The following is a 21,282-nucleotide window of genomic DNA, read 5'->3' as shown; positions in this document are numbered from 1 at the left end:
GCGCCGTCACAAAGCGCTACGCCGCCACCCCGCCTGCTTCATACGAGGCAGGGTAGCCGCGGCGGGCGTCCTTAGCGGGTGTACTTCTTCAGAAGCTTACGGCCGCGCTGAACCGTGCGGTAGATCTTGAAGCCGCGCTGAGCCACCACGTAGGGCGGGAAGAACTTCAGCGCCATGCCCAGACCCTTGCGGGCGGCGAACATGCCGAGTGAGCCGGCGCCCGCTCCGCCGAGCACCTTGTCCAGGGGGGTGTTCTCGCGGGCGTACTCCACGCCGCGGTTGAGCGACTCGGCACCCGAACGCGCCAGATCCGCGCCCTTTTCGAAGTAATCGGGGGCCTGCTCGTACAGCTTCTGCGCCAGCACCGCGCCTTCACCGGCGTATGCCGAAGCCTGATCGTAGAACTTCTGCAGGGGAGTGCGGTGGCGGTTCATGCGGGCGATGGTGCCGTTGAGGAACACCGCGAACGAGGTCCAGGCACCGTAGGGAGCCAGCGCCACGCCGCGTTCCGGCGCGGAATTGTAGGCGCGACGCACCAGATCCAACGAGCTGGCGGCCAGCAGACCCGCCTCGGCGGTGGAAACCCACGGCTTGCGGGAACGGAAGAACAGGCCGCTCCAGCCGGCGTTGAGCACCAGGTTCGCACCCAGGGCCGCCGCGTACGACTTCGCCTCGCGGGCACCCGACTCGTGGCCCTCGCGAGCCTTCTCGAGGGCGTCGGCGATGACCAGCGCAGAGACGCAGGTGATGTGGCCGTAGAGCACCGTCCACACGACGGGGAACACCGGTGCCGGGGGCTGGAAGGCGGGCTTTTTAAGGTTGCGGTACCAGCGGTTATCGGGATCGGTCAGCAGGGAACCCGCCACGGCGGTTCCGACCACCGCGGCGCTCACACCCGCGAAGGTCTTCATCCACAGGTCGGTATCCACGGTCTTGATTGCTTCGCCAACCGCGCGCTCGAAGGACTGCACGCCGCCCGCGGGAACACCGGCGTACTGCTCGATGTCGCGCTCCTTCACCACGGTGTCGTGCTGCAGGCTCTCGATCAACGGCAGAGCCATGTTGCGCCCCAGCGGGGTGACCAACGAGATGGCGTGAGAGGCGATCTTCTCGTTCATGATCGGCGCGATCGCGGTGACGCGCGGGATCTTTAGCGCATACTCGGCGTAGCGGCGGATCATCTCCTTGTAGGGGATCTCTTCGTGCGAACCGATGTCGAAGGTACGGCTGATCTCGGCGGGGAGATCGGCGGCGGCCTTCAGGTAGTACAGGGCGTCGCGGATCGAGATCGGGGAGACCTTGTTCTCCATCCACGCGGGACCAATGATGCCTGGCAGACGCTCGGCCACGTGACGCAACAACGCGAAGGATTCCGAACCGTCGCCGATCACGATGCCCGCCTGGAGCACGGCGGTGGGCACGCCGGAGGCCATCAGCAGTTCGCCGACCTCCACGCGGGACGCCAGGTGATCGGAGAGCTCGCCGCCGGCGGGGTGCAGACCGCTGAGGTAGACGATGCGGCCGACCCCTGCGTCATAGGCGACCTCGCCGAAGTTCTGTGCCATCTTGCGGTCCTGCTCCTTGAAGTCAGAACCGGCCGACATCGAGTGCACCAGGTACCAGGCGACGTCCACGCCCTCCATGGCCTGCTGCAGAGCGGCGCGATCCTGCATCTCGCCCTCGACGATCTCGACCATGCCGGGCCGTGCCTGCTCGCCGGCGGGCACAACCTTCTTGCCCCAGTCTTGCTTGAGGGCCTTGTCTCGGTCGCGCGAGAGGGCCTTGACCGCCCAGCCGTCCTTGATGAGTTCGGCGGTGAGCTGGCCACCGATGTACCCGGTGGCTCCGGTCACGAGCGCGACTCTGGTGTTTGCTTCTGCCATTGCCATATCCTTAGATGAGTTTCTTCGATTTTGAAAGCTTACTTATCTATGGTGACACATAACACTGACTTCCTGCGAGAGCGCAACGAGGCCTCCACCCGCGAGATACTCCTGGCCGTGGTGTTGCCCGGTGCGCTCGCGGCGCTGGGTCTGGGCATCGCGTCCCACGCCCCCGACGGTGGTGTGGTGTTCTACGTGGCCACCTTCGCCGTGGCGGCTGTCTACTTTCTCACCTGGGCGTGTTTCCGCACGTCACGCCCGCTTTTTGATACCTCCCGGCTCGGTAAGGACGTCGTGCGCGGCTTGGTCATCGGCATGGCCCTGCTCGCGCTGTTCTTAGCCGGCGCGCTGCTGGTGCGCTTCATCCCGTTCCTCTCCGAGCCGGTTCACGCGCTGCTCGATAATGCCCGGTACGGGGCGCTGTGGGTCACGATTCTTACCACCGCGATCAACGGCATCGGCGAAGAGGTGTACTTCCGCCGGATCGCCTTCGATCGCCTGCCCGGCACTTGGCTGGCCCGCGCCGTGATGAGCCTGGTGCTCTACATTGCGGTGACCGCCGCGATGGGTGTGCCGCTGTTGGCTCTGGCGGCCATTGCAGTGGGTGTGGCGGCCTCCTACGAGGCGCGACGCACCGGGTCGCTGGTCTCACCCTGCGTGCTGCACCTCTCGTGGAGCCTGTCTATGCTGTTGATCCTGCCGCACCTGATCTAATGGAAACCTTCCGCAAACAGGGCACGCAACGCGCCGTCGATTGGGAGGCCGCCGGTCTTCGCTGGCTGGCTCAGGCGCAGGACGACGGTGGGGCGCGGGTCGCGCAGGTTGTCTCGACCGAGGGCGAGTTGGTGATCGAACGCATCCGCGAGACTTCGCCTTCTCGACGCGTGGCCGGCGAGTTCGGGGCCGCTTTGGCGGTCACCCATGCCGCCGGGGCGCCCGCCTTCGGTGCCGGCCCTGACGGGTGGAACGGTCCCGGGTTGCAGGGCCCTGCCGGTGGGCAGATCGAGCTACCCTTGACCTCCCGGGATGCCTGGGGCCAGATGTGGGCGCGCGACCGGGTGATGCCGCTGGTGGGTCGGTTGAAGAAGCTGAGCTCCGCCGAACGTGCCGTGTTCGAGAAACTTGCCGAGCGGCTGTGTGCCGGTGAGTTCGATGGCTCCTATGGAGCCGGGGCGCGGCCGGTGCGTGTGCACGGCGACCTCTGGTCGGGCAACGTGCTCTGGGGTGAGGAGCAGGCGGTGCTGATCGACCCCGCCGCCTACGGGGGCCACCCCGAAGACGACCTCGCCGCGTTGGCGCTCTTCGGCGCCCCGCACCTCTCCGAGATCATCGCCGGATACCAACAGGTCACCCCGTTGGAGGCCGGCTGGGAAGACCGCGTGGAGCTACACCAGTTGCACCTCTTGCTTTTGCACGCCGTGTTGTTTGGCGGCGGGTACGTGGGGCAGTCGGTGACTGCAGCGCGGCGCTACGTGTAGCTCGCGGGGGAGGACGCGGCGTCCGGGGCTTCGGGGCTGCCTCGCCGAGGGGCCGCTTCCCTTTCGAGAAGGCCGCCTGTAGGACGGCCTTTCGACGATGAACCGGCCTTTCGACGCGTGGATCACCGGGTACCTCCGCGTTACGCGAACCGATATGCGGCATTTCCCCAGCTCCCGTATGCTTAAAAAGCAGACAAGCACACCACAGGAGCACACACATGCTAGCCACACTTGCCGCTTTCTTCATCATCGCTCTCATTGTCGCGATCGCACTGCTCTTATTGATGAGCGTGGTCGTTGTGCCGCAGTCCGACGTTTACGTGATCGAGAAACTCGGTAAATACAACCGCACCCTCTTCTCGGGCCTGCACTTCCGCGTGCCGCTCATCGAGCGCATCGCCTACAAGCAGACCCTGCGCATCAAAGAACTCGACCTCATGGTCGCCACCAAAACCAAGGACAACGTCTTTGTGCAGGTGCCCGTGAACGTTCAGTATTTCGTCAACGAGAACGAAGCCGATGTGCGTAACTCCGTCTACCGCCTCTCGAACCCCGAAAACCAGATGCGCTCCTACATTCAGCAGAACATCGTGGGGTCGCTCTCCAAGCTGGATCTGGACGAGGCGTACGGCTCCCTGCACCAGGTGGGTATCGCCCTGCAGGGTGAGTTGACCGAGAAGATCGGCGAGTACGGGTACGTCATCAAAGACACCAACGTGATCGACGTCGAACCCGCGCCCGAGGTCAAAGACGCCATGAACCAGGTCAACGCCTCCGAGCGTAAGCGTCAGGCGCAGATCCTGGCCGCCGAGGGTAACAAGGCCGCCGCGATCCTTGAAGCTGAGGCCGAGCGCGACTCCCGCCGCCTGCGCGGTGAAGGTATCGCCCAGGAGGGCGACGAGATCGCCAAAGGTATGAAGGAGCGCATCGACAAGCTGCGCGACGCCGGCCTCTCCGCAGAGGCAGCCGTAGAGTGGTTGAAGTTCAATGACGGCATCGCGGTCTACACCGCCCTGGCCGCCAGCAACAACGCCAAGGTCATCATGATGGACAACAACCTGGCCACCAACCGCCCGATGACCTCCGAAGACATCACCCGCAGCATCATCCAGGCGGACGAGGTGCAGAACCCGGCCCGTTCGGTGGTTGCCGACTAGAGACTTATAAAAAAGTTCTCAGGGGTTCTAAAATATTTTTTAGAGCCCCTGAGAACTTTTTAATACCTAGGCCAGCGCTAACAATTCCTTGTGGATCGAGGTGTCGTCGGTGAGCTCCGGGTGGAATGAGATGCCCAGCAGGTTGCCCTGGCGCACGCCCACGATCTCACCGCGATAGCGAGCGCACACGGTCACACCCTCACCCACGGACGCCACGCGCGGCGCCCGAATAAACGCCGCCTTTACCTGGCGCGGGTGACCGGTGCCGTCGTCCCAGTCGAGCACGGTCTCGGCCGAGGCGACCTGCGAGCCGAACGCGTTGCGGTCCACCGCGACGTCCAGCAGACCCAGCGATTGCTGCCCCGGCGCGGGGTCGGTGATCTCGCGCGAGAGCATAATCAACCCCGCGCAGGTGCCGAGCGTGGGCAGGCCCGCCGAGATCGCCTCGATGAGCGGTTCACGCAGACCCAACACGCGGGTGAGTCGATCGATCGTTGATGACTCCCCGCCCGGGAGCACGAGGGCGTCAAGGCCGGTGAGCTGCTCGGGTTTCCGCACGCCCACCACGTGCGTGCCCAGCGACTCGAGCATCGCCACGTGTTCGGCCACCCCGCCCTGCAGGGCGAGAACGCCCACATTTTTTACCATCCGCGCTCCGCCAGGCGATGGGGTGCCGGCAGGTCGGCCACGTTGATGCCGACCATGGCCTCGCCCAGGCCGCGGGAGGCGTCCGCGATGGCGGCGGGGTCGTTGTACTGGGCGGTGGCTTTCACGATCGCCTTGGCGCGCGCCTCGGGGTTGCCGGACTTGAAGATGCCCGAACCCACGAACACGCCGTCGGCGCCGAGTTGCATCATCATCGCGGCGTCTGCGGGGGTGGCTACGCCACCGGCGGTGAAGAGAACCACGGGCAGCTTGCCGGTCTTGGCGACCTCGAGCACGATGTCGTACGGTGCGGCGAGTTCCTTCGCCTTCACGTAGAGCAGGTCGGGGGAGGTGGCATAGAGTGCCTGCAGCTCGGCGATCTGGTTCTTGATGGTGCGGATGTGCTTAGTCGCCTCGGAGACGTCACCGGTGCCGGCCTCACCCTTGGAGCGGATCATGGCCGCACCCTCGGCGATGCGGCGCAGGGCCTCGCCCAGGTTGGTCGCGCCGCAGACGAACGGCACGGTGAAACCCTGCTTGTCGATGTGGTTGACGTAGTCGGCGGGGGAGAGCACCTCGGACTCGTCGATGTAGTCCACCTTCAGCGCCTCGAGAATCTGCGCCTCAACGAAGTGACCGATGCGGGCCTTAGCCATCACGGGGATCGAGACGGCGTTGATGATGCCTTCGATCATGTCGGGGTCGGACATGCGGGCCACGCCACCCTGGGCGCGGATGTCGGCGGGTACGCGCTCGAGGGCCATGACGGCCACGGCGCCGGCGTCTTCGGCGATCTTTGCCTGTTCGGGGGTCACGACGTCCATAATGACGCCGCCCTTGAGCATGTCGGCCAGACCGCGCTTGACGAGCGGGGAGCCGGTGACGGTGGTGTTCTTCTCAGCGTTTTCAGTCATGGTTTCTAGCATGGTGGCTGAAGTGGTCTAGAGGCCACACCAGTTATGAGAAGATTTTTTGTACCAGTCCACTCTCGAAGGGGAAAATAATGCCCCGTTACTCCAACGCTGCGAACCTCCCGCTGAACATCGTGCCGCACGCCGGGGCCTCCCTGCCGGCGCAAATCGCCGAGCAGGTGCGCGACCTCATCGTGGCAGGGACGCTCGCCCCCGGCGACCCGCTACCCTCCACTCGCGCGCTCGCCACCGAGCTGGGTGTCTCCCGCGGAACCGTCGTTGCCGCCTTTGAGCAGCTCTCGGCGGAGGGGTACCTGGCACCCACCAAGGGCGGCACACGCGTCACCGAAAACTTGAAATTACAAAAAATGCCGGGGCGAACGTCCGGCCAGGCGCAGCGCGCGGACCGGATGGAACACCCCCGCCCCGAAGCGATCAACATGCAACCCGGCCACCCCGACACCTCTCTGCTGACCTCTGCGGTCTGGCGTGCGGCATGGCGCACCGCCGCCGCGTCTCCCGGAACGCAGCACCCGCCGCAGGGTTCGGCGCGACTCCAAGAGCAACTGGCCGAGCACCTGCGCATCATGCGCCACGTGGTGCGTGAACCGCAACAGGTGCTCATCACCGCGGGCGCTCGTGACGGCTTCCGCCTCGTGCTCACCGCCCTGCGTCAACAACGGCGCAACCGCCCGCTCCGCGTGGCCGTGGAGAACCCGGGCTACCCCTCCCTGCATCGCATCCCCGCCACCTTCGGCCACGAGATCCTGCCCATCGCCGTCGACGACAACGGCCTCAACCCCGCGCGCCTGCCGCAGCGCCAGGCCCCCGACGTGGTGCTGGTGGCCCCCAGCCATCAATACCCGCTCGGGGCATCCATGCCGGTGGCGCGACGGTTAGAACTCATCGAGTGGGCGCGCGCCAACGATGCCTATATCGTCGAAGACGATTACGACTCCGAGCTGCGGTACACGGGTGAACCGCTCCCCGCCTTGGCCGCGCTCGATGACGCCGCTACCGGGCGCGTGATCACCCTCGGCTCCTTCACCAAGACCCTCACCCCCGGGTTGGGGCTCGGTTACCTACTGGCCCCCGACGCCACCCGAGAAGCGCTGGTGGATCTACGGCGGGATCTCGGCACCCCGGTCTCGTCGATCGTCCAAGACGCCATGGCCGACTTTCTCGCCGACGGTGGGGCCCGCCGCCACATCGCGAGGATGCGCCGCGTCTATGGACGCCGCCGCGAGGCTCTGTTGCACATGCTGGAACACGTACCGCAGTGGGTTCAGGTGCTCCCCATGGACGGCGGCCTGCACCTGGTACTGCGGTTTACCTGCGAGCAGTCGACCCCGCAGGTCGAGGCGCAGATTGTCGAACGTCTGGCGCAGCGCGGGGTGGCGGTGGCGCGTCTGGGGGAGTACTGGTCGGGGCCGGTATCAGCGCCCGAGCGCCCGGTGCACACCCCGCCCGGTCGCGAACGAAACCGCGCACAACAAAACCCCACCGACCCCCACGAACGGCGCGATATCGGCCTGATCGTGGGATTCGGTGGGGTCAGCGAGCACGTGCTGGCGCGCGGGGCGGAAGCCCTCACGAGCGTGCTAGGCGACTATTCCTGAGGAGCTTCAGTGGTGGCGCCGGCGGCGTCGTCTTGAATCGGCGCGTGCTGGCTCGTTGTTGATTGTTGTTCGGGGCTCCCCGCGTCGGTGTGTGCCGGGGTGATTCCGGAGATCAGCGATCCGCAGACGATGGCGGCGGCTCCCGAAGCAGAGGCAAAGAGTACCCGCATATCTACCGCGGGCAGAGTGTGGTGACTGCGATGACGTTTCAACGTGTATGGTTCTCCTGGTGCAAGGTGTTTTCGTGCAAACAAACATTCCCCAATGATTTGCACGACCTCAATTTTATAACGGTTCTCAACCCAGATCACGGGGACTGTTTTCACGCGGCTCAGAGGTGGTTTCCGTGGCAAACAATGTGACCTGATCAGCTAATTAATAAGGCACCTTTCATTAAAGTCAAAATTAACTCTCATCACAAGGGGAGAGTGACTTTTTTACAACGCAGAGGGTGGTGTCTGTCGTGCTACCCGCGGCCCGCATCGACCGCGTAGACTGGTAGTCGATCTAGAACAAGGAGTATGTAGTGGCTCAGCAGCGTCCCCGAGGTCTCAAAGAACAGGTAACCGGCCCCCTCGTCATCGCGGCGGTCTTGGCGATCATCGCCTTCTTCGGAACCTTCTTCTTTGCTACCGGAGGAACCAACAACGCCCCCCAGTACCTGTTGGCGCTCACGGTTGCCGGAGGCGTGTTCGTGGTGGTGTTGGTCGTGTGCGCCACCCTCATCATGGTGGAGAAACCGAACGATCCGCACCTGGGTGAGGGCACTGGCATCAACCGTTCCTCCGCCAAGCTCTACGCCGAGGCGCGCGCACGCCGTCAGGCACGCGAGGCCGAAGAGGCCCGCGCACGTAAGGCCGAGGGTTCGAGCGCGGCGTCCACCGCAGAACCCGCTCCCCGCCAGGACGCCGGCGACGACCAGCGCCCGGCAGGCGGCTCGACCGCGGCCCGGTAAGGCGGAACCCTACCGCTCGAAGCGGGCCAGCCGTAGCGAATTCAGCACCACGAACACCGAGCTGAACGCCATCGCCGCCCCCGCCAGCATCGGGTTCAACAGTCCCGCTGCGGCCACCGGGATCGCCACCACGTTGTAGCCGAAGGCCCAGAACAGGTTCGACTTGATGAGCTTCAGCGTGGCGCGCGAGAGCCGCACCGCACGCGCGATCGACCCCAGATCCGAACGCATCACGGTCATGTCGGCGGCCTCCATCGCCACATCGGTGCCCGAGCCCATTGCGATGCCGAGATCCGCGCGTGCCAGGGCCGCCGCGTCGTTCACGCCGTCGCCGACCATGGCCACCCCGCGTCCTGCCGATTGCAGCTGCTCGATCTTGGCGACCTTCTCCGCAGGGGACACCCCGGCGAATACTTCGTCGATGCCCACCTCGGCGGCCACCGCGCGCGCGACCGGTTCGGCGTCACCCGTCAGCAACACCGGGGTCAGACCCAGCCGCTTGAGCTCGGCGATGCCCGCGACGGCGTCCGGTTTCGGGCTGTCTTGCAGGCAGATCAGGCCGGTCACCTCGTGGTCTACGGCCACCAGGATCGTGGTCAAGCCGCTTTCCAGCCGGGCGCGAAGCTCTTCGCGCTGCTCCCGGCTCAGCTCGATTCCCTCGGCTTCCAGGTAGGACGCCTGCCCCACCCGAACGGTGCGCGCGGCACCGACCTCACCCGACTCGGTGGTCTCCGGGGCGAGAGCCTGGCCGGGAATCTCACCGCGCACCCCGCCACCGGGGGCTGAGGTGAACTCGGCGACCTCCGGGAGGGCTCCGTGGCGGCGTCCGGTCTCTGCGATTGCACGCGCGATGGGGTGCTCCGAGCGGGACTCAACGGCGGCCGCCGGAAGAAGCACATCGGTGAGGTAGTCGTTCTGCCCGAACGGCACGGTTTGCACCACCGCCAGGCGCCCCTCGGTCACGGTGCCGGTCTTATCCAGAACCACGGTATCTACCCCGCGAGTGTCTTCGAGAACCTGCGCCGATTTGATCAGAATGCCCAGCTGCGAACCACGCGAGGTGCCTGCCAACAGGGCGGTCGGGGTCGCCAGGCCCAGGGCGCAGGGGCAGGCGATGACCAGCACCGAGACTGCCGCCACGAAGGCCGCGTTGAGGTCGCCGCTGAACACCAGCCAACCCGCCAGCGTGAGTACCGCGAGGGTAATCACCGCGGGCACGAACACCGCCGAGATCCTATCGGCCAGGCGTGCAATCGGGGCCTTAGTCGACTGTGCCTCGGCCACCGCGCGGCCCATCTGAGCCAGCGTGGTTTCGGCCCCCACGCGGGTGGCCTCGACGGTCAGCGCACCCGAGGCGTTGATGGTCGCACCGGTCACCTGGTCGCCGGGGTTGACCTCCACGGGCACAGATTCGCCGGTCAGCAGCGAGGTGTCCACCGCCGAGCGTCCCTCGAGCACCACGCCGTCGGTGGCGATCTTCTCTCCCGGACGCACCACGAACTTATCCCCGGGCAGCAGGTCTTTGACGGGGATGGTGACCTCGCGCGTGCCGCCTCCCTTGAGTGGCTGCAGCACCGTGACCGATTTCGCGCCCAGGTCGAGCAACTTGCGCAGGGCCTCCGAGGAGCGGCGCTGCGTGCGGGCCTCGATGTAGCGCCCGATCAGCAGGAACAACGCCACCATGGTGGCCGAGTCGAAGTACAGCAGGTGGTCCATGCCGTGGCCGCCATGAGACCCGTGGCCGGCGTGGGCCGTCATCGCGGGATCGGTGAGCAGTTGCACGAGCGAGAAGAGGTAGCTGGCGATGATGCCCAGTGAGACCAGGGTGTCCATCGTGGACGAACCGTGTCGTGCGTTGACGAACGCCGCGCGGTGGAAAGGCCACGCCGCGTAAACCGCCACCGGCACCGCCAGCAGCGCCACCACCCAGCCCCAGTGCGGGAACTGGAAGGTGGAGAACATCGAGATGAAGAAGACCGGCATGGCGAAGATCGCGGCGATGCCAATGCGGCGGCGCATCATCGCCAGCTCCGCCTCGGCGGTCTCGTCGGATTCGACCGCGTTCGCTTCGGTCTTGATGGAGGCCCCATACCCGGCGCCCTCGACCGTCTGGATGATCTGCTCGTCGGTCACCCCCGCCGGCACGATCACCCGGGCAGACTCCAACGGCAGGTTGACCGAAGGCTGCACACCCTCGATCTTGCGCAGTTTACGCTCCACACGCCCCACACAGGAGGCACAAGTCATGCCCGAGACCTTGAGGTTCAGGATGCGTTCGTGGGATTGCCCGAGGGTTTCCTCGGCCTGGGTGGTCATGGTGATACTTTCTACGGTGGGGTGAAAAAGATTTCAGGACGCCGCCCTGCCTGCTCGCCAGCTCAGGGCGGGGTAGGCGCGCGGCGGCGTCCTGCTGGGGTTGAGCGCTACTTGACCAGGGTGAAACCGGCCTCGGTGATAGCCTCGTCGATGGCCTGTTCGCTGAGTTCGCCCTCGTGGTTGATGGTCACGGTGGACTCGCCGCCGTTGACGACCTCGACGTTCACGTCTTTGACGTTCTCGATCTCTTGCAGCTCTTCGGTGACGCTCATGGCGCAGTGGTTGCAGGTGAGGCCGGTTGCCTTGACGATGGTTGCTGACATGGGGTTTCTCCTTGTTATTGCTTGGTTTTCGGGAGGTCTGTTAGCTCTTCATGAGCCGCGAGATGGCGGCGCTGGCTTCTTGAACTTTGGCCTGGAGGATCTCAGGGTCGCCGGTGGCCTCCGACTCGCGGGCGGCGCCGACCACGCAGTGGCTGATGTGCTCTTCGAGCAGGCCGAGAGAGACCGCGTGCAGGGCCTTGTTGATCGCGGCGACCTGCGTGAGGATGTCGATGCAGTATTGGTCTTCGTCGATCATGCGCTGCACGCCGCGCACCTGCCCCTCGATGCGGCGCAGGCGCTTGAGGTGGGCGTCCTTGTTGGAAGAGTAGCCGTGGTTCGCGTGGTTGCAATCGGTGCTCATGCCTACACCATATACCCCCATGGGGTATCTAACAACCCCTCTGCGCCCCGAAATATGAAGCCTTTTACGCACCCTTCGCCCCACTTTTCGTGGATTTGCACCCTTAAAAACCGTTTTTAAGGGTGCAAATCCACGAAAAGTGAGGGGAGAGGGGGTTAGCGCTTCAAAACCGACCCGTTGCTCTCGATCACCCGGCGGTACCAATCGAAAGACTTTTTCTTGTACCGGGTCAGGCTGCCGGATCCGTCGTCGTTGCGGTCAACGTAAATGAACCCGTAACGCTTGGACATCTGCGCGGTGCTCATCGAGACCAGGTCGATGCAACCCCAGGCTGTATACCCCAGCAGTTGAACACCGTCGGCGATCGCCTCACCCGCCTGCACCAGATGGTCGTTGAGATATTCGATGCGGTAGTCGTCGTTGACCGTGCCGTCCACGAGCTCATCCTTCGCACCCAGCCCGTTCTCCACGATGAACAGCGGTTTCTGCCAGCGGTCCCAGTACTCGTTGAGGATGATCCGCAGACCCACCGGGTCGATCTGCCAGCCCCACTCCGAAGCTTGAAGGGTGGGGTTGGGCACGCCGCCGATGAGATTGCCCTCACCGCCTGTGCGTTCTGTCGCCGATTCGCACGCCGACATGTAGTAGGAGAACGAGACGAAGTCGACCGTGTGCTGGAGGTCGGTACGGTCGTCCTCGGTGATGTTCAGCTCCACGCCGAGGTCGCGGAGCTTCCGCAGCAGGTAACCGGGGTAGTAACCGCGGCAGTGAACATCCCCGAAGGCGAAGTCGTCGTGTGCGGCGGTGAGCGCGGCCAACGCATCGTCAGGACGCGGGGTGAGCGGGTAGCGCGGCACGGCCAGAATCATGCACCCCACCTTGTTGGCGGGATCGATCTGGTGGGCAATCTTCGTGGCGCGGGCCGAGGCCACCAGCTCGTGGTGGATCGCTTGGTAGAGGTTCTGCGTGCCGACCTCTTCGGGTGTGCCCTCGATGCCGGAAAGGATCGGGAAGTGCAAGACCGAGTTGATCTCGTTGAAGGTCAGCCAGTACCGCACGCGACCGGCGAAGTGCTCCATGAGGGTGCGGGCATAGTTCTCGAAGAAACCGATGAGTTTGCGGTTGGTCCAGCCGCCATACTCGCGGGTGAGGTGCAGCGGGGTTTCGTAGTGGCTGAGAGTGACCATCGGTTCGATGCCTTTGGTGAGGAGGTAGTCGATCACCCGGTCATAGAACTCGAGGCCGGCCTGGTTGGGCTCTGCTTCGTCGCCCCGGGGGAAGATGCGGCTCCACGCGATGGAGAGGCGGAAGACCTTGAAGCCCATCTCGGCGAAGAGGTCGATGTCTTCGCGGTAACGGTGGTAGAAGTCGATCGCTTGGAGCTTGAGGTTGTCGTCGGTGGCTCCCTCAGACGCCGGCCCCTTGATGCCTCGCGGGAGCACGTCTTGCACGCTCAGACCCTTGCCGTCGGCATCGTAGGCACCTTCGATCTGGTTGGCGGCGGTGGCTCCGCCCCAGAGAAATTCATTGGGAAACATGGGTGGTCCTTTCAATCGTTGGTGATATGAGGAATGCTACGTGGGAATCTAGCGTCACTCTCAGAAATCTGAGGCACGATGTAGAGCGCTCCGGTCGTTCGAGGGGCCTTCATAGGCCATGCGTTAGGCTTAACTTCATGGCTTCTTTTATTGAGGACTACGCCCTGCTCTCCGACATGAACACCGGCGCGCTGGTCTCGCGTGCGGGTTCCGTCGATTGGTTCTGCGCACCCCGATTCGACTCGGGCGCCGTATTCGCCGCCCTGCTGGGTGACCGCGAACATGGACGCTGGTTGCTGGCCCCGCTCGAATCCGTCAACCCCGATCCCGTAGAAGAAGTCCGCACCGAACGCTCCTACCGCGAGAACTCCTTCATCCTCCAGACCGTGTGGCACGTGGGGGATTCCAGCGTTCGAGTCACCGACTTTATGCCGCTCAACGGCGGCACCTCGATCGTGCGTAGCGTGGAAGGCCTCACCGGCGAGCTCACCATGCTCCACGAGCTGACCCTGCGCTTCGACAACGGCAAGACGAACCCCTGGGTCACCAGCTATGAGGGGCCCGTCGACCCGACCACCGGTGTGCCCGACGAAGACCAATCGATGCTGGTCGGCATGGCCGGCCCCCACGCCTTGGTCTTCCGTGGATCCCCGATCCCCGAAGGACAGTACGGCAACAACACCGACACCTTCACCGTCTCCGCGGGCCAGCACTTCACCTTCTCGCTGAGCTACTTCACCTCGAACCACAACCCGCCGGCGCCGGTGGACTACCCCACGGCGCTGAACTACGCGCTCGAACAGTGGAGCGAATGGTCCGACCTCTACGTGCCCACCCCGCCCGCCGAATCCGAGGGCAACCAGCCCGGCGCGTCCGCAGGGCAAACCGGTGGCTCGCACGCCGCCAGCCAGAAACAGCCGCAGAGCCTCTCCCTGGCCTCGCTGCAACAGGCCGCCGCCGAGCGCGAGCGTCAGCATACGTCCTTCACCTCAGACGACACCTCGAACACCGCCACCCCCGAGGTGGACCCCGAGATCTACCACGAGCTGGCGCAGACCGCCGCTCACCCCGTGGTCTCCTCGGCAGACGAGGCCCAGGCGGAATCCGACGAGGCCTACCGCGAGGCGCGACTACGCTCGCTGTTGGTGTTGCGCGCGCTGATCTCTCGCGAGACCGGTGGCCTGGTGGCCTCCCTGACCACCTCGCTACCCGAGGTCATCGGCGGACGCCGCAACTGGGACCACCGCTTCTCGTGGTTGCGCGACGTGGCCATGGCCATGGAAGTCACCCTCGTGCACGGTCACGAGCGCGAGACGGCGCAGCTGCGCAACTGGATTCTGCGCGCGGTGGCCAATAACCCGCAGAAACTGCACTCCGTCTATGGCGTGGCCGGCGAGAAAGATGACTTCGACCGCCGTCTGGCCCTGCCCGGGTATGAGGGTTCGCAGCCGGTGCGCTGGGGCAACGGTGCCGACGACTACTTCCAGGGAGACGCCCTGGGGCAGGTGCTCGTCACCTTCGCGAACCTGCGCGATAACGGCGTGGGCGAGGACCACCTCTCGTGGCCGCTACAGAAGGCATTGCTGAACGCCGCCGCCGAACGCATCTCGCAGCCCGACCGTTCCATGTGGGAGATCAAGGGCGAGCCGCAGATCTTCACGCACTCGCAGGTGATGCTCTGGGCCGCCTTCGACGCCGGCGTGGCCGCTGTCGAATCCCACGGTCTCGAGGGCAACGCCCAGCTCTGGGCCGCCTGCCGCGACGAGGTCGCCGAAGAGATCATCACCCGCGGCTTCAACGTGGAGCTGAACTCCTTCGTACAGACCTACGACGGTCACGAGGTGGACGCCGCGCTCTTGCAGTTGCCTCAGGTCGGCTTCATCGCCGCCGACGACCCCCGCATGGTCGGCACGGTCGAGCTGATCGAACAGCGCCTGCAGCACTCCTCGGGCATGATCCGCCGCTACCTGAACACCGACGGTTTCGACGGTTTCGAAGACCAAGACAGCCCGCACTTCGCGGCTTCGCTGTGGCTGGCGGAGCAGTACGTGCGCTCGGGTCGGGTGGCCGATGGCCGGAAGGTGCTAGACGCCGTGCTGGCCACCGCCAACGATCTGGGCCTGATGGCCTCGGAATACGACTTCGACCTGAATCGTATGACCGGCAACTTCCCGCACTCGCTAGCTCATATCGCGCTGATTCGCGTGGTGGAGGCGCTGGGCGTCTAGGGCCCTGTTCGTTCAGGGGACCGCCCCGTCCGGTTTAAGGGGCGGGTGATGGTTTCGGTATGCTGAAACCTATGTCACACCTCACCTCGCCCGACGGTGCCGCCGGCAACTCTTCCGCCGCGGTTCTGCCCCACCGTAACCACCCGGAGCACGACCCCTTCGCCTACCTGGAGGAGCTTAACGACGAGACCCTGGAATGGGCTCGCCAACGCACCGACAAGACGCTGAGCATCTTCTCGGGTAGCCGGTTCCACCGCCACCTGGCGGAGTCGAACGAGATCATGGCCTCCAAAGACAAGCTGGTGGTGGGCACCCGCCGTGGCGAGTACGTCTACGTCTTCTACGCCGATGGTGAGCACCCGCGCGGTCTGTGGCGCCGCACTCCCAAGGCCGATTACGACGAGTGGCGCGGCCCCGAGACCGAACCCGAGTGGGAATTGCTCCTAGACATCGGCGCGCTCGGCCGCGAGGAGGGGCAACCCTGGGTTTTCGGCGGCATGAAGATATGCCGCGACGGCTATGATCGCGCGCTGGTCACCCTGCGCCCCGGCGGTTCCGATGCGAACGTGATCCGCGAGTTCGACCTCGTCACCCGCGAATTCGTACCAGACGGATTCGTCAAACCCCTCAGCAAGGGTGACGCCCGCTGGCTCAACCGCAACACCGTGCTCCTCGCCCACGACTTCGGCGACGCCACAACCCGCGCCGGCTACCCCAGCACCGTGCGGTTGTGGCAGCGCGGCACCCGAATCGAGGATGCCCGTGTGCTGCTCGCCGGCGAAAAGACCGACACCCGCGTGGGCGGCCACAACTTCAACCTGCCCGGGTTCGAGAAAACGATGGTGTATCGCACGATCAATTTCCGCAACACCGAGCTCTACGACATGGATCGCACCACCCACGAGATCACGCGTTTTCGGGTGCCCCGCTCGGCGGACTGCGCGGCGGTCCGCGACTGGCTGACCGTGCACCTGCGCGAGCCCTGGGAGGTCGCGGGCCAGCGCTTTGCCTCGGGTTCGTTGTTGGCCCTGCCCTACGAGGCGGCCAAGGAACAGGCCGACGACTCCGAGCTGCGTGCCGATCAGGTGCGTGTGATCTTCGAGCCGACCCCGGCGTCCTCCCTGCTCAGCTATGCGGGGGTCAAAGACGGCATCTACTTCACCGTGCTCGACAACGTGCGCACCCGCCTGTACTTCGCCGAAGATACCGCCGAGGGGTGGAAGATCAGCGACCTCAACCCCGATGTAGGCGAGTTCAACACGATTCGCGTGCAACCGATCAACGCCGAGGCGCGCAACAGCGTGAATATGGTGGTCAGTGGTTTTCTCACCCCGCCGACCCTCTACAAGGGCAGCTTCACTGGCGGGTTCGCGGGGGAGAACTTCGGGGTGGAGAAACTGCGTTCGACCCCCGACCGCTTCGACACCGCGGGCCTGGAGGTGCGCCAGCGCTGGGTGACCTCAGCCGACGGCACCCGTGTGCCCTACTTCGTGGTGGGCCTCACCGCGGCCCTCGACGGGGAGAAAACGGCACCCACCCTGCTCAGCGCCTACGGCGGGTTCCAGGTCTCGCAGACCCCCTCCTATTCGAGCTTGAACGGCAAGGGTCTGCTCGAAAAAGGCTATGTATACGCGCTGGCGAATATTCGCGGCGGCGGCGAGTTCGGCCCCGCCTGGCACCAGGCCGCGCTACGCGAAAACCGCGCCCGCACCTTTGAAGACTTCGCGGCAGTCGCCCGAGACCTGGTGGACGCCGGGATCACCACCGTGCCGCAACTGGCGGCCATGGGCGGGTCGAACGGTGGATTGCTCGTGGGGAATATGTACACCCACTACCCGCACCTCTTCGGCGCGCTCGTCTGCCAGGTGCCCCTCTTGGATATGAAGCGGTACTCGCACCTGCTCGCCGGCGCCTCGTGGGTGGCCGAATACGGCGACCCAGACACCGACGACTGGGAGTTCTTGGGCGAGTTTTCGCCGTACCACTGCGTGAACCCCGATGACCTGCACCCGACCCTCCTCCTGACGACCTCCACCCGGGACGACCGCGTGCACCCGGCTCACGCGCGAAAGTTCATGGCGCTGTTGGAATCCCTCGGCAAACCCGTGCACTACTTCGAAAACATCGAAGGCGGCCACGCCGGAGCAGCCGACGTGCACCAGCGGGCGGCCATGCATGCGATGATCTTCACGTATCTCGACAACGCGATCTTGCCCTAGCCTCGGTCGGGGGCCCGCTCGGTGGTTATTGTTCGGGCGTGGTCGCTTCGAGCTCGCGACCGTACCGGGCGGCCCGTGCCGCGCAGATCATCAACTGCACCTGGTGGAAGATCATCAACGGCAGAATGAGCGTGCCCACCGACGCCCCGCCGAAGATCACCGCGGCCATCGGCAGCCCCGAGGCCAGGGACTTCTTGGTGCCACAGAACTGCACGGCGATGCGGTCGCCACGGGAGAACCCGAGCCGGCGCGCCACGAAACCGGTCAGCCACAGCATGGCTTCGACCAGGGCTACCGAGAGCACCACCAACGCCAACAACTGCCACCACGCCACCCGCGTCCAGATGCCTTCGACCATGCCCGCCGAGAATGCCGAGTACACCACCATCGAGATTGAGGTGCGATCCACGTGCTTGGTGACCTTCTTCTGCGCGATCTCGGCCACCCAGCGGCGCAGGAGCTGACCGAGAATGAAGGGGGCCAAGAGCTGCAGGGCGACGTCCCCAAAAACCGAGGGGGTGATGGTGAGGTGATCGCTGCGCAACAGCACCATGGTCAGCAGGGGAGTGGCCAGCACGCCCAGCAGGTTTGAGGCAGAGGCGCTGACGATCGCCCCGGCCACGTTGCCGCGCGCCACCGAGGTGAAGGCGATCGAGGACTGCACGGTGGAAGGCACCACCGTCAGGTAGAGAACGCCGAGGTAGAGTTGCTCACCCAGAATATACTTCAGCGGGAATAAGGCCAGGCCAACGGCGGGAAAGATGAGAAAGGTGAAGGCCAGGATGGTCGCGTGTAGCCGCCAGTGTTTGAGACCTGCCAGCGCCTCGCGCGGGGAGAGCCGCGCCCCGTAGAGAAAGAACAGCAGCGCGACGGCCAGCTTGACCGCCATCCCAAACGCCTCGGCGAAGTTGCCACGTGCCGGAACGATCACCGCGAGGACGACCGCGGTCAGAATCATCGCGATGAGCGGGTCGATGCGGGGGCGGGTGAGTCGAGCCATGCAACGATCCTATACCGCGTTTGTACTCCGAAAATCACCCAGTAAGTCAGGAGGGACATACTGGGTGATTTTCGGGGTACAAAACTGCGCGGGGTGTGACCTAACCGCGCAACTGCGGCGGGATCCACCCGTTGAAGAGGGTGTCTGGCACCTGACGGTCGCGTTCGGCGGCCGGCTCCTTCTCCTGCGTGCACACCACACCGAAGTGCTCGTTGGCGGGATCCTGCGGGTAGGTATTGATGTGATCGGTGGCTTGCATCGGGTCTGCCCAGACCTGAGCGGGTTCGGCAGCGGGAGCCAGCGACATCGGGTAGGCGGGGTTGCGCTTCGGGCGCCAAATCAGGCGTCCGGGTTCAGAACGGTCGCGCAGGGCGTGGGCGCGCCAGGTCAGCGCCGGGTGGGTCTGCCCCAGGTTCGCGTACCAGGTGAAGAAGCCATCTTCGTACACCGCGCGGTTGGCGAACTCGTGCATGTTGACCTCGCGGTTGAGGTACTTGCCGGCCGCCAGCACGCTCATGGCCTCCAAACCGCCGCGCGGGGTCAGCCGGTAACCGAGGTTGTCGGCGGTGTACTCCTGGGCGCGCGAGAGGGTGGTGCCGGCGAAGGGGATGTTCATGAAGAACGAGGTGAAGATCAGGCGGAAATATCCCGTGTGACCTGCGGCGATGTGGCCCACCTCGTGGCCGATGATAAAGCGCAGCGCCTCGGGGTTGCGGGCCTTACCACCGATCTCGAACAGGTCGGAATAGATCGCCACGAAGCGACGGTGGCCATGGCCAGAAGCGAAGGCGTTAATCTGCCCGTTGCCCAGCACCACGTAGGCGTCAGGAACGCGGCGCAGGCCCGCCGACCGTGCGGCTTCGACCAGCATCGCGTACGCCTCGGGGAACTGGGTCGGTGAGATGCGCACACCCGAAATGCGCATCTGGGCGTACATGACGGCGCGCACCCAAAACACCGCCAGCGGCAGGTAGAACGCGAAGAGGGCCATCTGACTCCAAATGCCACCGGGGTCGCTTGGAATATCGTGTTTGAAGAGCGCCACGATGGACGTCACTAGGAACACGCCCACCCCGATGTAGACCGTCAGCGTCACCAGGTAGGCCGCGATTAGCCAGGGGATTTCACCGGGGTGACGCAGCGCGTTGAGGTACTTGAAGGGCAACAACGACTGAAAGGCGAAGAGCTGCGGTTCCGGTAGCGGGGAGACCGGCCGTTGGCGGGTGTCCTCGGGGAGCCACCCTGCCGAGAGGTCGTCGGGAAGCGGCGCGGAGGTGCCGGACGCCGGTGGCTGGGGTGGCTGGCTCATGGAGATCCTTCAGTCGGAGGGCGTGCTAGGTTTTCTGGGTTCTACTTTAATGATCTCTTTATCTTCGCTTCCAGATGATGACGAGACTGCTACGCAAAAACACCGCCCCGGGCAGCAAGCCCGGGGCGGTGTTTTTCTCGGAGAGTCTGAGCAGACCTTAGCGGCCCGAGACGATCTCTTCGGTGGCGATGGCGATCGCGAGCTCTTCGTTGGTGGGGATCACCAGAACCGGCATCGCCGAGTCTTCGGTGGAGATCACGCGGGGCTCGGGGGAGCGAACGGAGTTCTTGCTCTCGTCCAGCTTCACGCCCAGCGCACCCAGGCGCTCTACCACGCCGCGGCGAACCACGTCAGAGTTCTCGCCGATGCCTGCGGTGAAGACCAGTGCCTGCGCGCCGCCCACGGCAACGTGGTACGAGCCGACGTACTGGGCGATGCGGTAGGTGACCATGTCCAGCGCGAGCTTGGCGTTCTTGTCGCCAGCCTCGGCTGCGTTCTCGACCTCGCGCATATCCGAGTGGCCGGTCAGACCCTTCAGGCCCGACTCCTTGTTGAGGATGCGATCCATCTCTTCGGCGGAGATGTTGCCGCGCTGCTGCACGATGGTCAGCACCGAGGGGTCGATGTCACCGCAGCGGGTGCCCATGATCAGGCCGGCCAGAGGGGTGTAACCCATGGAGGTGTCGTAGCACTTGCCGTTCTTGACGGCGGTCATCGAAGCGCCGTTGCCCAGGTGGGCGATCACGGCGTTGAAGTTGTCGCGCTCGATGCCCAGCAGCTCTGCGGCCACGCCGGTGACATAGTCGTGGGAGGTGCCGTGTGCACCGTAGCGGCGAACGGCGTACTTGTCGTAGAACTCGTGCGGCACGGCGTAGCGGTAGACGTGCTCGGGCATGGTTGAGTGGAAGGCGTTATCGAACACGGCAACCTGGGGCACGCCCGGGTAGGTCTCGGTAGCGGCCTTGATACCCAGAACGTGGGCGGGGTTGTGCAGCGGTGCCAGCGGAGAGAGGTCGTCGATCTGCTGGAGCACCTTCTCGTCGATGAGCACGGGCTCGGTGAAGATGTCGCCGCCCTGTACCACGCGGTGGCCGATAGCGTCGATGGTGCGGCCGTGCAGGGGGCCCTGGAGCTGCTCTGCCATGATGGCCAGCGCCTCGGTGTGGTCGGGGATCTTGGTGCCGATCTCTTCGATCAGGCCCTTGGCCAGAACCTGCTTTTCACCTTCGAGCGAGGTGTCGCGGGCCTGGTACTTGACGGAAGAAGAACCGCAGTTAACTACGAGAATAAGCAAAATATTTTCCTTTAGGTTGAAAGGGGCGGGCCGGTGTGTGCCGACC

18 protein-coding genes are annotated in these 21,282 nt (G+C 64.9%); 7 read left to right on the top strand and 11 right to left on the bottom strand.

The genetic code is table 11. The features are described 5' to 3' along the window. Positions 1-71: 71 nt before the first annotated feature. Positions 72-1,883, bottom strand: coding sequence for a tryptophan-rich sensory protein (locus VVR12_RS06680; protein WP_368550384.1), 1,812 nt, complete (start codon positions 1,881-1,883; stop codon positions 72-74). A 48-nt stretch (positions 1,884-1,931) separates the two neighbouring features. Here VVR12_RS06680 and VVR12_RS06675 point away from each other — a divergent pair, with 48 nt between their 5' ends. From VVR12_RS06675 to VVR12_RS06665, 3 genes are all read left to right on the top strand, one after another. Further along, a complete protein-coding gene (locus VVR12_RS06675; RefSeq protein WP_368550383.1) occupies positions 1,932-2,597 on the top strand; it encodes a CPBP family intramembrane glutamic endopeptidase in 666 nt (221 codons plus the stop codon). Next, positions 2,597-3,361, top strand: a complete 765-nt coding sequence (locus VVR12_RS06670) for a fructosamine kinase family protein (RefSeq protein ID WP_368550382.1) — start codon at positions 2,597-2,599, stop codon at positions 3,359-3,361. Before VVR12_RS06675 ends, VVR12_RS06670 begins: the two co-directional genes overlap by 1 nt. A gap of 218 nt (positions 3,362-3,579) precedes the next feature. Beyond that, positions 3,580-4,518 (top strand): SPFH domain-containing protein, encoded by a 939-nt coding sequence (locus VVR12_RS06665; RefSeq protein WP_368550381.1) that lies wholly within the window; start codon positions 3,580-3,582, stop codon positions 4,516-4,518. Between the two features lie 66 nt (positions 4,519-4,584). Here the strand turns inward: VVR12_RS06665 and pdxT are convergent, their stop codons facing one another. Beyond that, a complete protein-coding gene (pdxT, locus tag VVR12_RS06660) occupies positions 4,585-5,166 on the bottom strand; it encodes a pyridoxal 5'-phosphate synthase glutaminase subunit PdxT (protein ID WP_368550380.1) in 582 nt (193 codons plus the stop codon). Further along, the gene (pdxS, locus tag VVR12_RS06655) at positions 5,160-6,077 is read right to left on the bottom strand and encodes a pyridoxal 5'-phosphate synthase lyase subunit PdxS (RefSeq protein WP_368550379.1); all 918 of its coding nucleotides are present in this window, start codon (positions 6,075-6,077) and stop codon (positions 5,160-5,162) included. The genes pdxT and pdxS overlap by 7 nt, the downstream gene beginning before the upstream one ends. 89 nt (positions 6,078-6,166) lie before the next feature. Here pdxS and VVR12_RS06650 point away from each other — a divergent pair, with 89 nt between their 5' ends. Then, positions 6,167-7,693 carry a PLP-dependent aminotransferase family protein gene (locus tag VVR12_RS06650; protein WP_368550378.1) on the top strand — a complete coding sequence of 509 codons (1,527 nt, stop codon included), beginning with the start codon at positions 6,167-6,169 and terminating at the stop codon, positions 7,691-7,693. Here the strand turns inward: VVR12_RS06650 and VVR12_RS06645 are convergent. Then, positions 7,684-7,905, bottom strand: a complete 222-nt coding sequence (locus tag VVR12_RS06645) for a hypothetical protein (RefSeq protein WP_368550377.1) — start codon at positions 7,903-7,905, stop codon at positions 7,684-7,686. The two genes, VVR12_RS06650 and VVR12_RS06645, sit on opposite strands and share 10 nt — an antisense overlap. A 314-nt stretch (positions 7,906-8,219) precedes the next feature. Here VVR12_RS06645 and VVR12_RS06640 point away from each other — a divergent pair, with 314 nt between their 5' ends. Further along, on the top strand, positions 8,220-8,648 hold the full coding sequence (locus VVR12_RS06640; RefSeq protein ID WP_368550376.1) for a hypothetical protein: 429 nt from the start codon (positions 8,220-8,222) through the stop codon (positions 8,646-8,648). 9 nt (positions 8,649-8,657) lie between these two features. Here the strand turns inward: VVR12_RS06640 and VVR12_RS06635 are convergent, their stop codons facing one another. The 4 genes from VVR12_RS06635 to VVR12_RS06620 form a co-directional block, all read right to left on the bottom strand. Beyond that, entirely contained in the window at positions 8,658-10,964 is a 2,307-nt protein-coding gene (locus tag VVR12_RS06635) for a heavy metal translocating P-type ATPase (RefSeq protein ID WP_368550375.1), read from the bottom strand. Positions 10,965-11,071: 107 nt separating this feature from the next. Next, a complete protein-coding gene (locus VVR12_RS06630; protein ID WP_368550374.1) occupies positions 11,072-11,287 on the bottom strand; it encodes a heavy-metal-associated domain-containing protein in 216 nt (71 codons plus the stop codon). A gap of 40 nt (positions 11,288-11,327) precedes the next feature. Further along, positions 11,328-11,648 (bottom strand): metal-sensitive transcriptional regulator, encoded by a 321-nt coding sequence (locus tag VVR12_RS06625; protein ID WP_409349889.1) that lies wholly within the window; start codon positions 11,646-11,648, stop codon positions 11,328-11,330. A 155-nt stretch (positions 11,649-11,803) separates the two neighbouring features. Next, positions 11,804-13,186: a glycoside hydrolase family 1 protein gene (locus VVR12_RS06620; RefSeq protein WP_368550372.1), complete on the bottom strand. Its 1,383-nt coding sequence runs from the start codon at positions 13,184-13,186 to the stop codon at positions 11,804-11,806. Between the two features lie 137 nt (positions 13,187-13,323). On the opposite strand from VVR12_RS06620, the gene VVR12_RS06615 reads away from it, so the two are divergent. Both VVR12_RS06615 and VVR12_RS06610 read left to right on the top strand, forming a co-directional pair. After that, positions 13,324-15,414, top strand: a complete 2,091-nt coding sequence (locus tag VVR12_RS06615; protein ID WP_368550371.1) for a glycoside hydrolase family 15 protein — start codon at positions 13,324-13,326, stop codon at positions 15,412-15,414. A gap of 59 nt (positions 15,415-15,473) precedes the next feature. Further along, positions 15,474-17,633: a prolyl oligopeptidase family protein gene (locus VVR12_RS06610; RefSeq protein ID WP_368550370.1), complete on the top strand. Its 2,160-nt coding sequence runs from the start codon at positions 15,474-15,476 to the stop codon at positions 17,631-17,633. 25 nt (positions 17,634-17,658) lie between these two features. On the opposite strand, the gene VVR12_RS06605 is transcribed toward VVR12_RS06610, so the two are convergent. From VVR12_RS06605 to VVR12_RS06595, 3 genes are all read right to left on the bottom strand, one after another. Beyond that, the gene (locus VVR12_RS06605) at positions 17,659-18,633 is read right to left on the bottom strand and encodes a bile acid:sodium symporter family protein (RefSeq protein ID WP_368550369.1); all 975 of its coding nucleotides are present in this window, start codon (positions 18,631-18,633) and stop codon (positions 17,659-17,661) included. A 100-nt stretch (positions 18,634-18,733) separates the two neighbouring features. Continuing rightward, entirely contained in the window at positions 18,734-19,942 is a 1,209-nt protein-coding gene (locus VVR12_RS06600; protein ID WP_368550368.1) for a M48 family metallopeptidase, read from the bottom strand. A 157-nt stretch (positions 19,943-20,099) separates the two neighbouring features. Then, the gene (locus VVR12_RS06595) at positions 20,100-21,236 is read right to left on the bottom strand and encodes an acetate/propionate family kinase (RefSeq protein WP_368550367.1); all 1,137 of its coding nucleotides are present in this window, start codon (positions 21,234-21,236) and stop codon (positions 20,100-20,102) included. Positions 21,237-21,282 lie beyond the last annotated feature (46 nt).

It is taken from the genome of Rothia sp. LK2588, assembly GCF_040946465.1.
Taxonomy (GTDB): domain Bacteria; phylum Actinomycetota; class Actinomycetes; order Actinomycetales; family Micrococcaceae; genus Rothia.
The sequence above is the reverse complement of the archived record's forward strand: the minus strand, read 5'-3'. Positions and strand labels throughout refer to the sequence as shown.

What these genes read in the sequence shown, in the direction of transcription:
- VVR12_RS06630 (WP_368550374.1), bottom strand. Translation starts at nt 11,287, where the DNA reads ATGTCAGCAACCATCGTCAAGGCAACCGGCCTCACCTGCAACCACTGC.
- VVR12_RS06670 (WP_368550382.1), top strand. Translation starts at nt 2,597, where the DNA reads ATGGAAACCTTCCGCAAACAGGGCACGCAACGCGCCGTCGATTGGGAG.
- pdxT (WP_368550380.1), bottom strand. Translation starts at nt 5,166, where the DNA reads ATGGTAAAAAATGTGGGCGTTCTCGCCCTGCAGGGCGGGGTGGCCGAA.
- VVR12_RS06605 (WP_368550369.1), bottom strand. Translation starts at nt 18,633, where the DNA reads ATGGCTCGACTCACCCGCCCCCGCATCGACCCGCTCATCGCGATGATT.
- VVR12_RS06680 (WP_368550384.1), bottom strand. Translation starts at nt 1,883, where the DNA reads ATGGCAGAAGCAAACACCAGAGTCGCGCTCGTGACCGGAGCCACCGGG.
- pdxS (WP_368550379.1), bottom strand. Translation starts at nt 6,077, where the DNA reads ATGACTGAAAACGCTGAGAAGAACACCACCGTCACCGGCTCCCCGCTC.
- VVR12_RS06665 (WP_368550381.1), top strand. Translation starts at nt 3,580, where the DNA reads ATGCTAGCCACACTTGCCGCTTTCTTCATCATCGCTCTCATTGTCGCG.
- VVR12_RS06635 (WP_368550375.1), bottom strand. Translation starts at nt 10,964, where the DNA reads ATGACCACCCAGGCCGAGGAAACCCTCGGGCAATCCCACGAACGCATC.
- VVR12_RS06610 (WP_368550370.1), top strand. Translation starts at nt 15,474, where the DNA reads ATGCTGAAACCTATGTCACACCTCACCTCGCCCGACGGTGCCGCCGGC.
- VVR12_RS06600 (WP_368550368.1), bottom strand. Translation starts at nt 19,942, where the DNA reads ATGAGCCAGCCACCCCAGCCACCGGCGTCCGGCACCTCCGCGCCGCTT.
- VVR12_RS06620 (WP_368550372.1), bottom strand. Translation starts at nt 13,186, where the DNA reads ATGTTTCCCAATGAATTTCTCTGGGGCGGAGCCACCGCCGCCAACCAG.
- VVR12_RS06675 (WP_368550383.1), top strand. Translation starts at nt 1,932, where the DNA reads ATGGTGACACATAACACTGACTTCCTGCGAGAGCGCAACGAGGCCTCC.
- VVR12_RS06625 (WP_409349889.1), bottom strand. Translation starts at nt 11,648, where the DNA reads ATGAGCACCGATTGCAACCACGCGAACCACGGCTACTCTTCCAACAAG.
- VVR12_RS06650 (WP_368550378.1), top strand. Translation starts at nt 6,167, where the DNA reads ATGCCCCGTTACTCCAACGCTGCGAACCTCCCGCTGAACATCGTGCCG.
- VVR12_RS06615 (WP_368550371.1), top strand. Translation starts at nt 13,324, where the DNA reads ATGGCTTCTTTTATTGAGGACTACGCCCTGCTCTCCGACATGAACACC.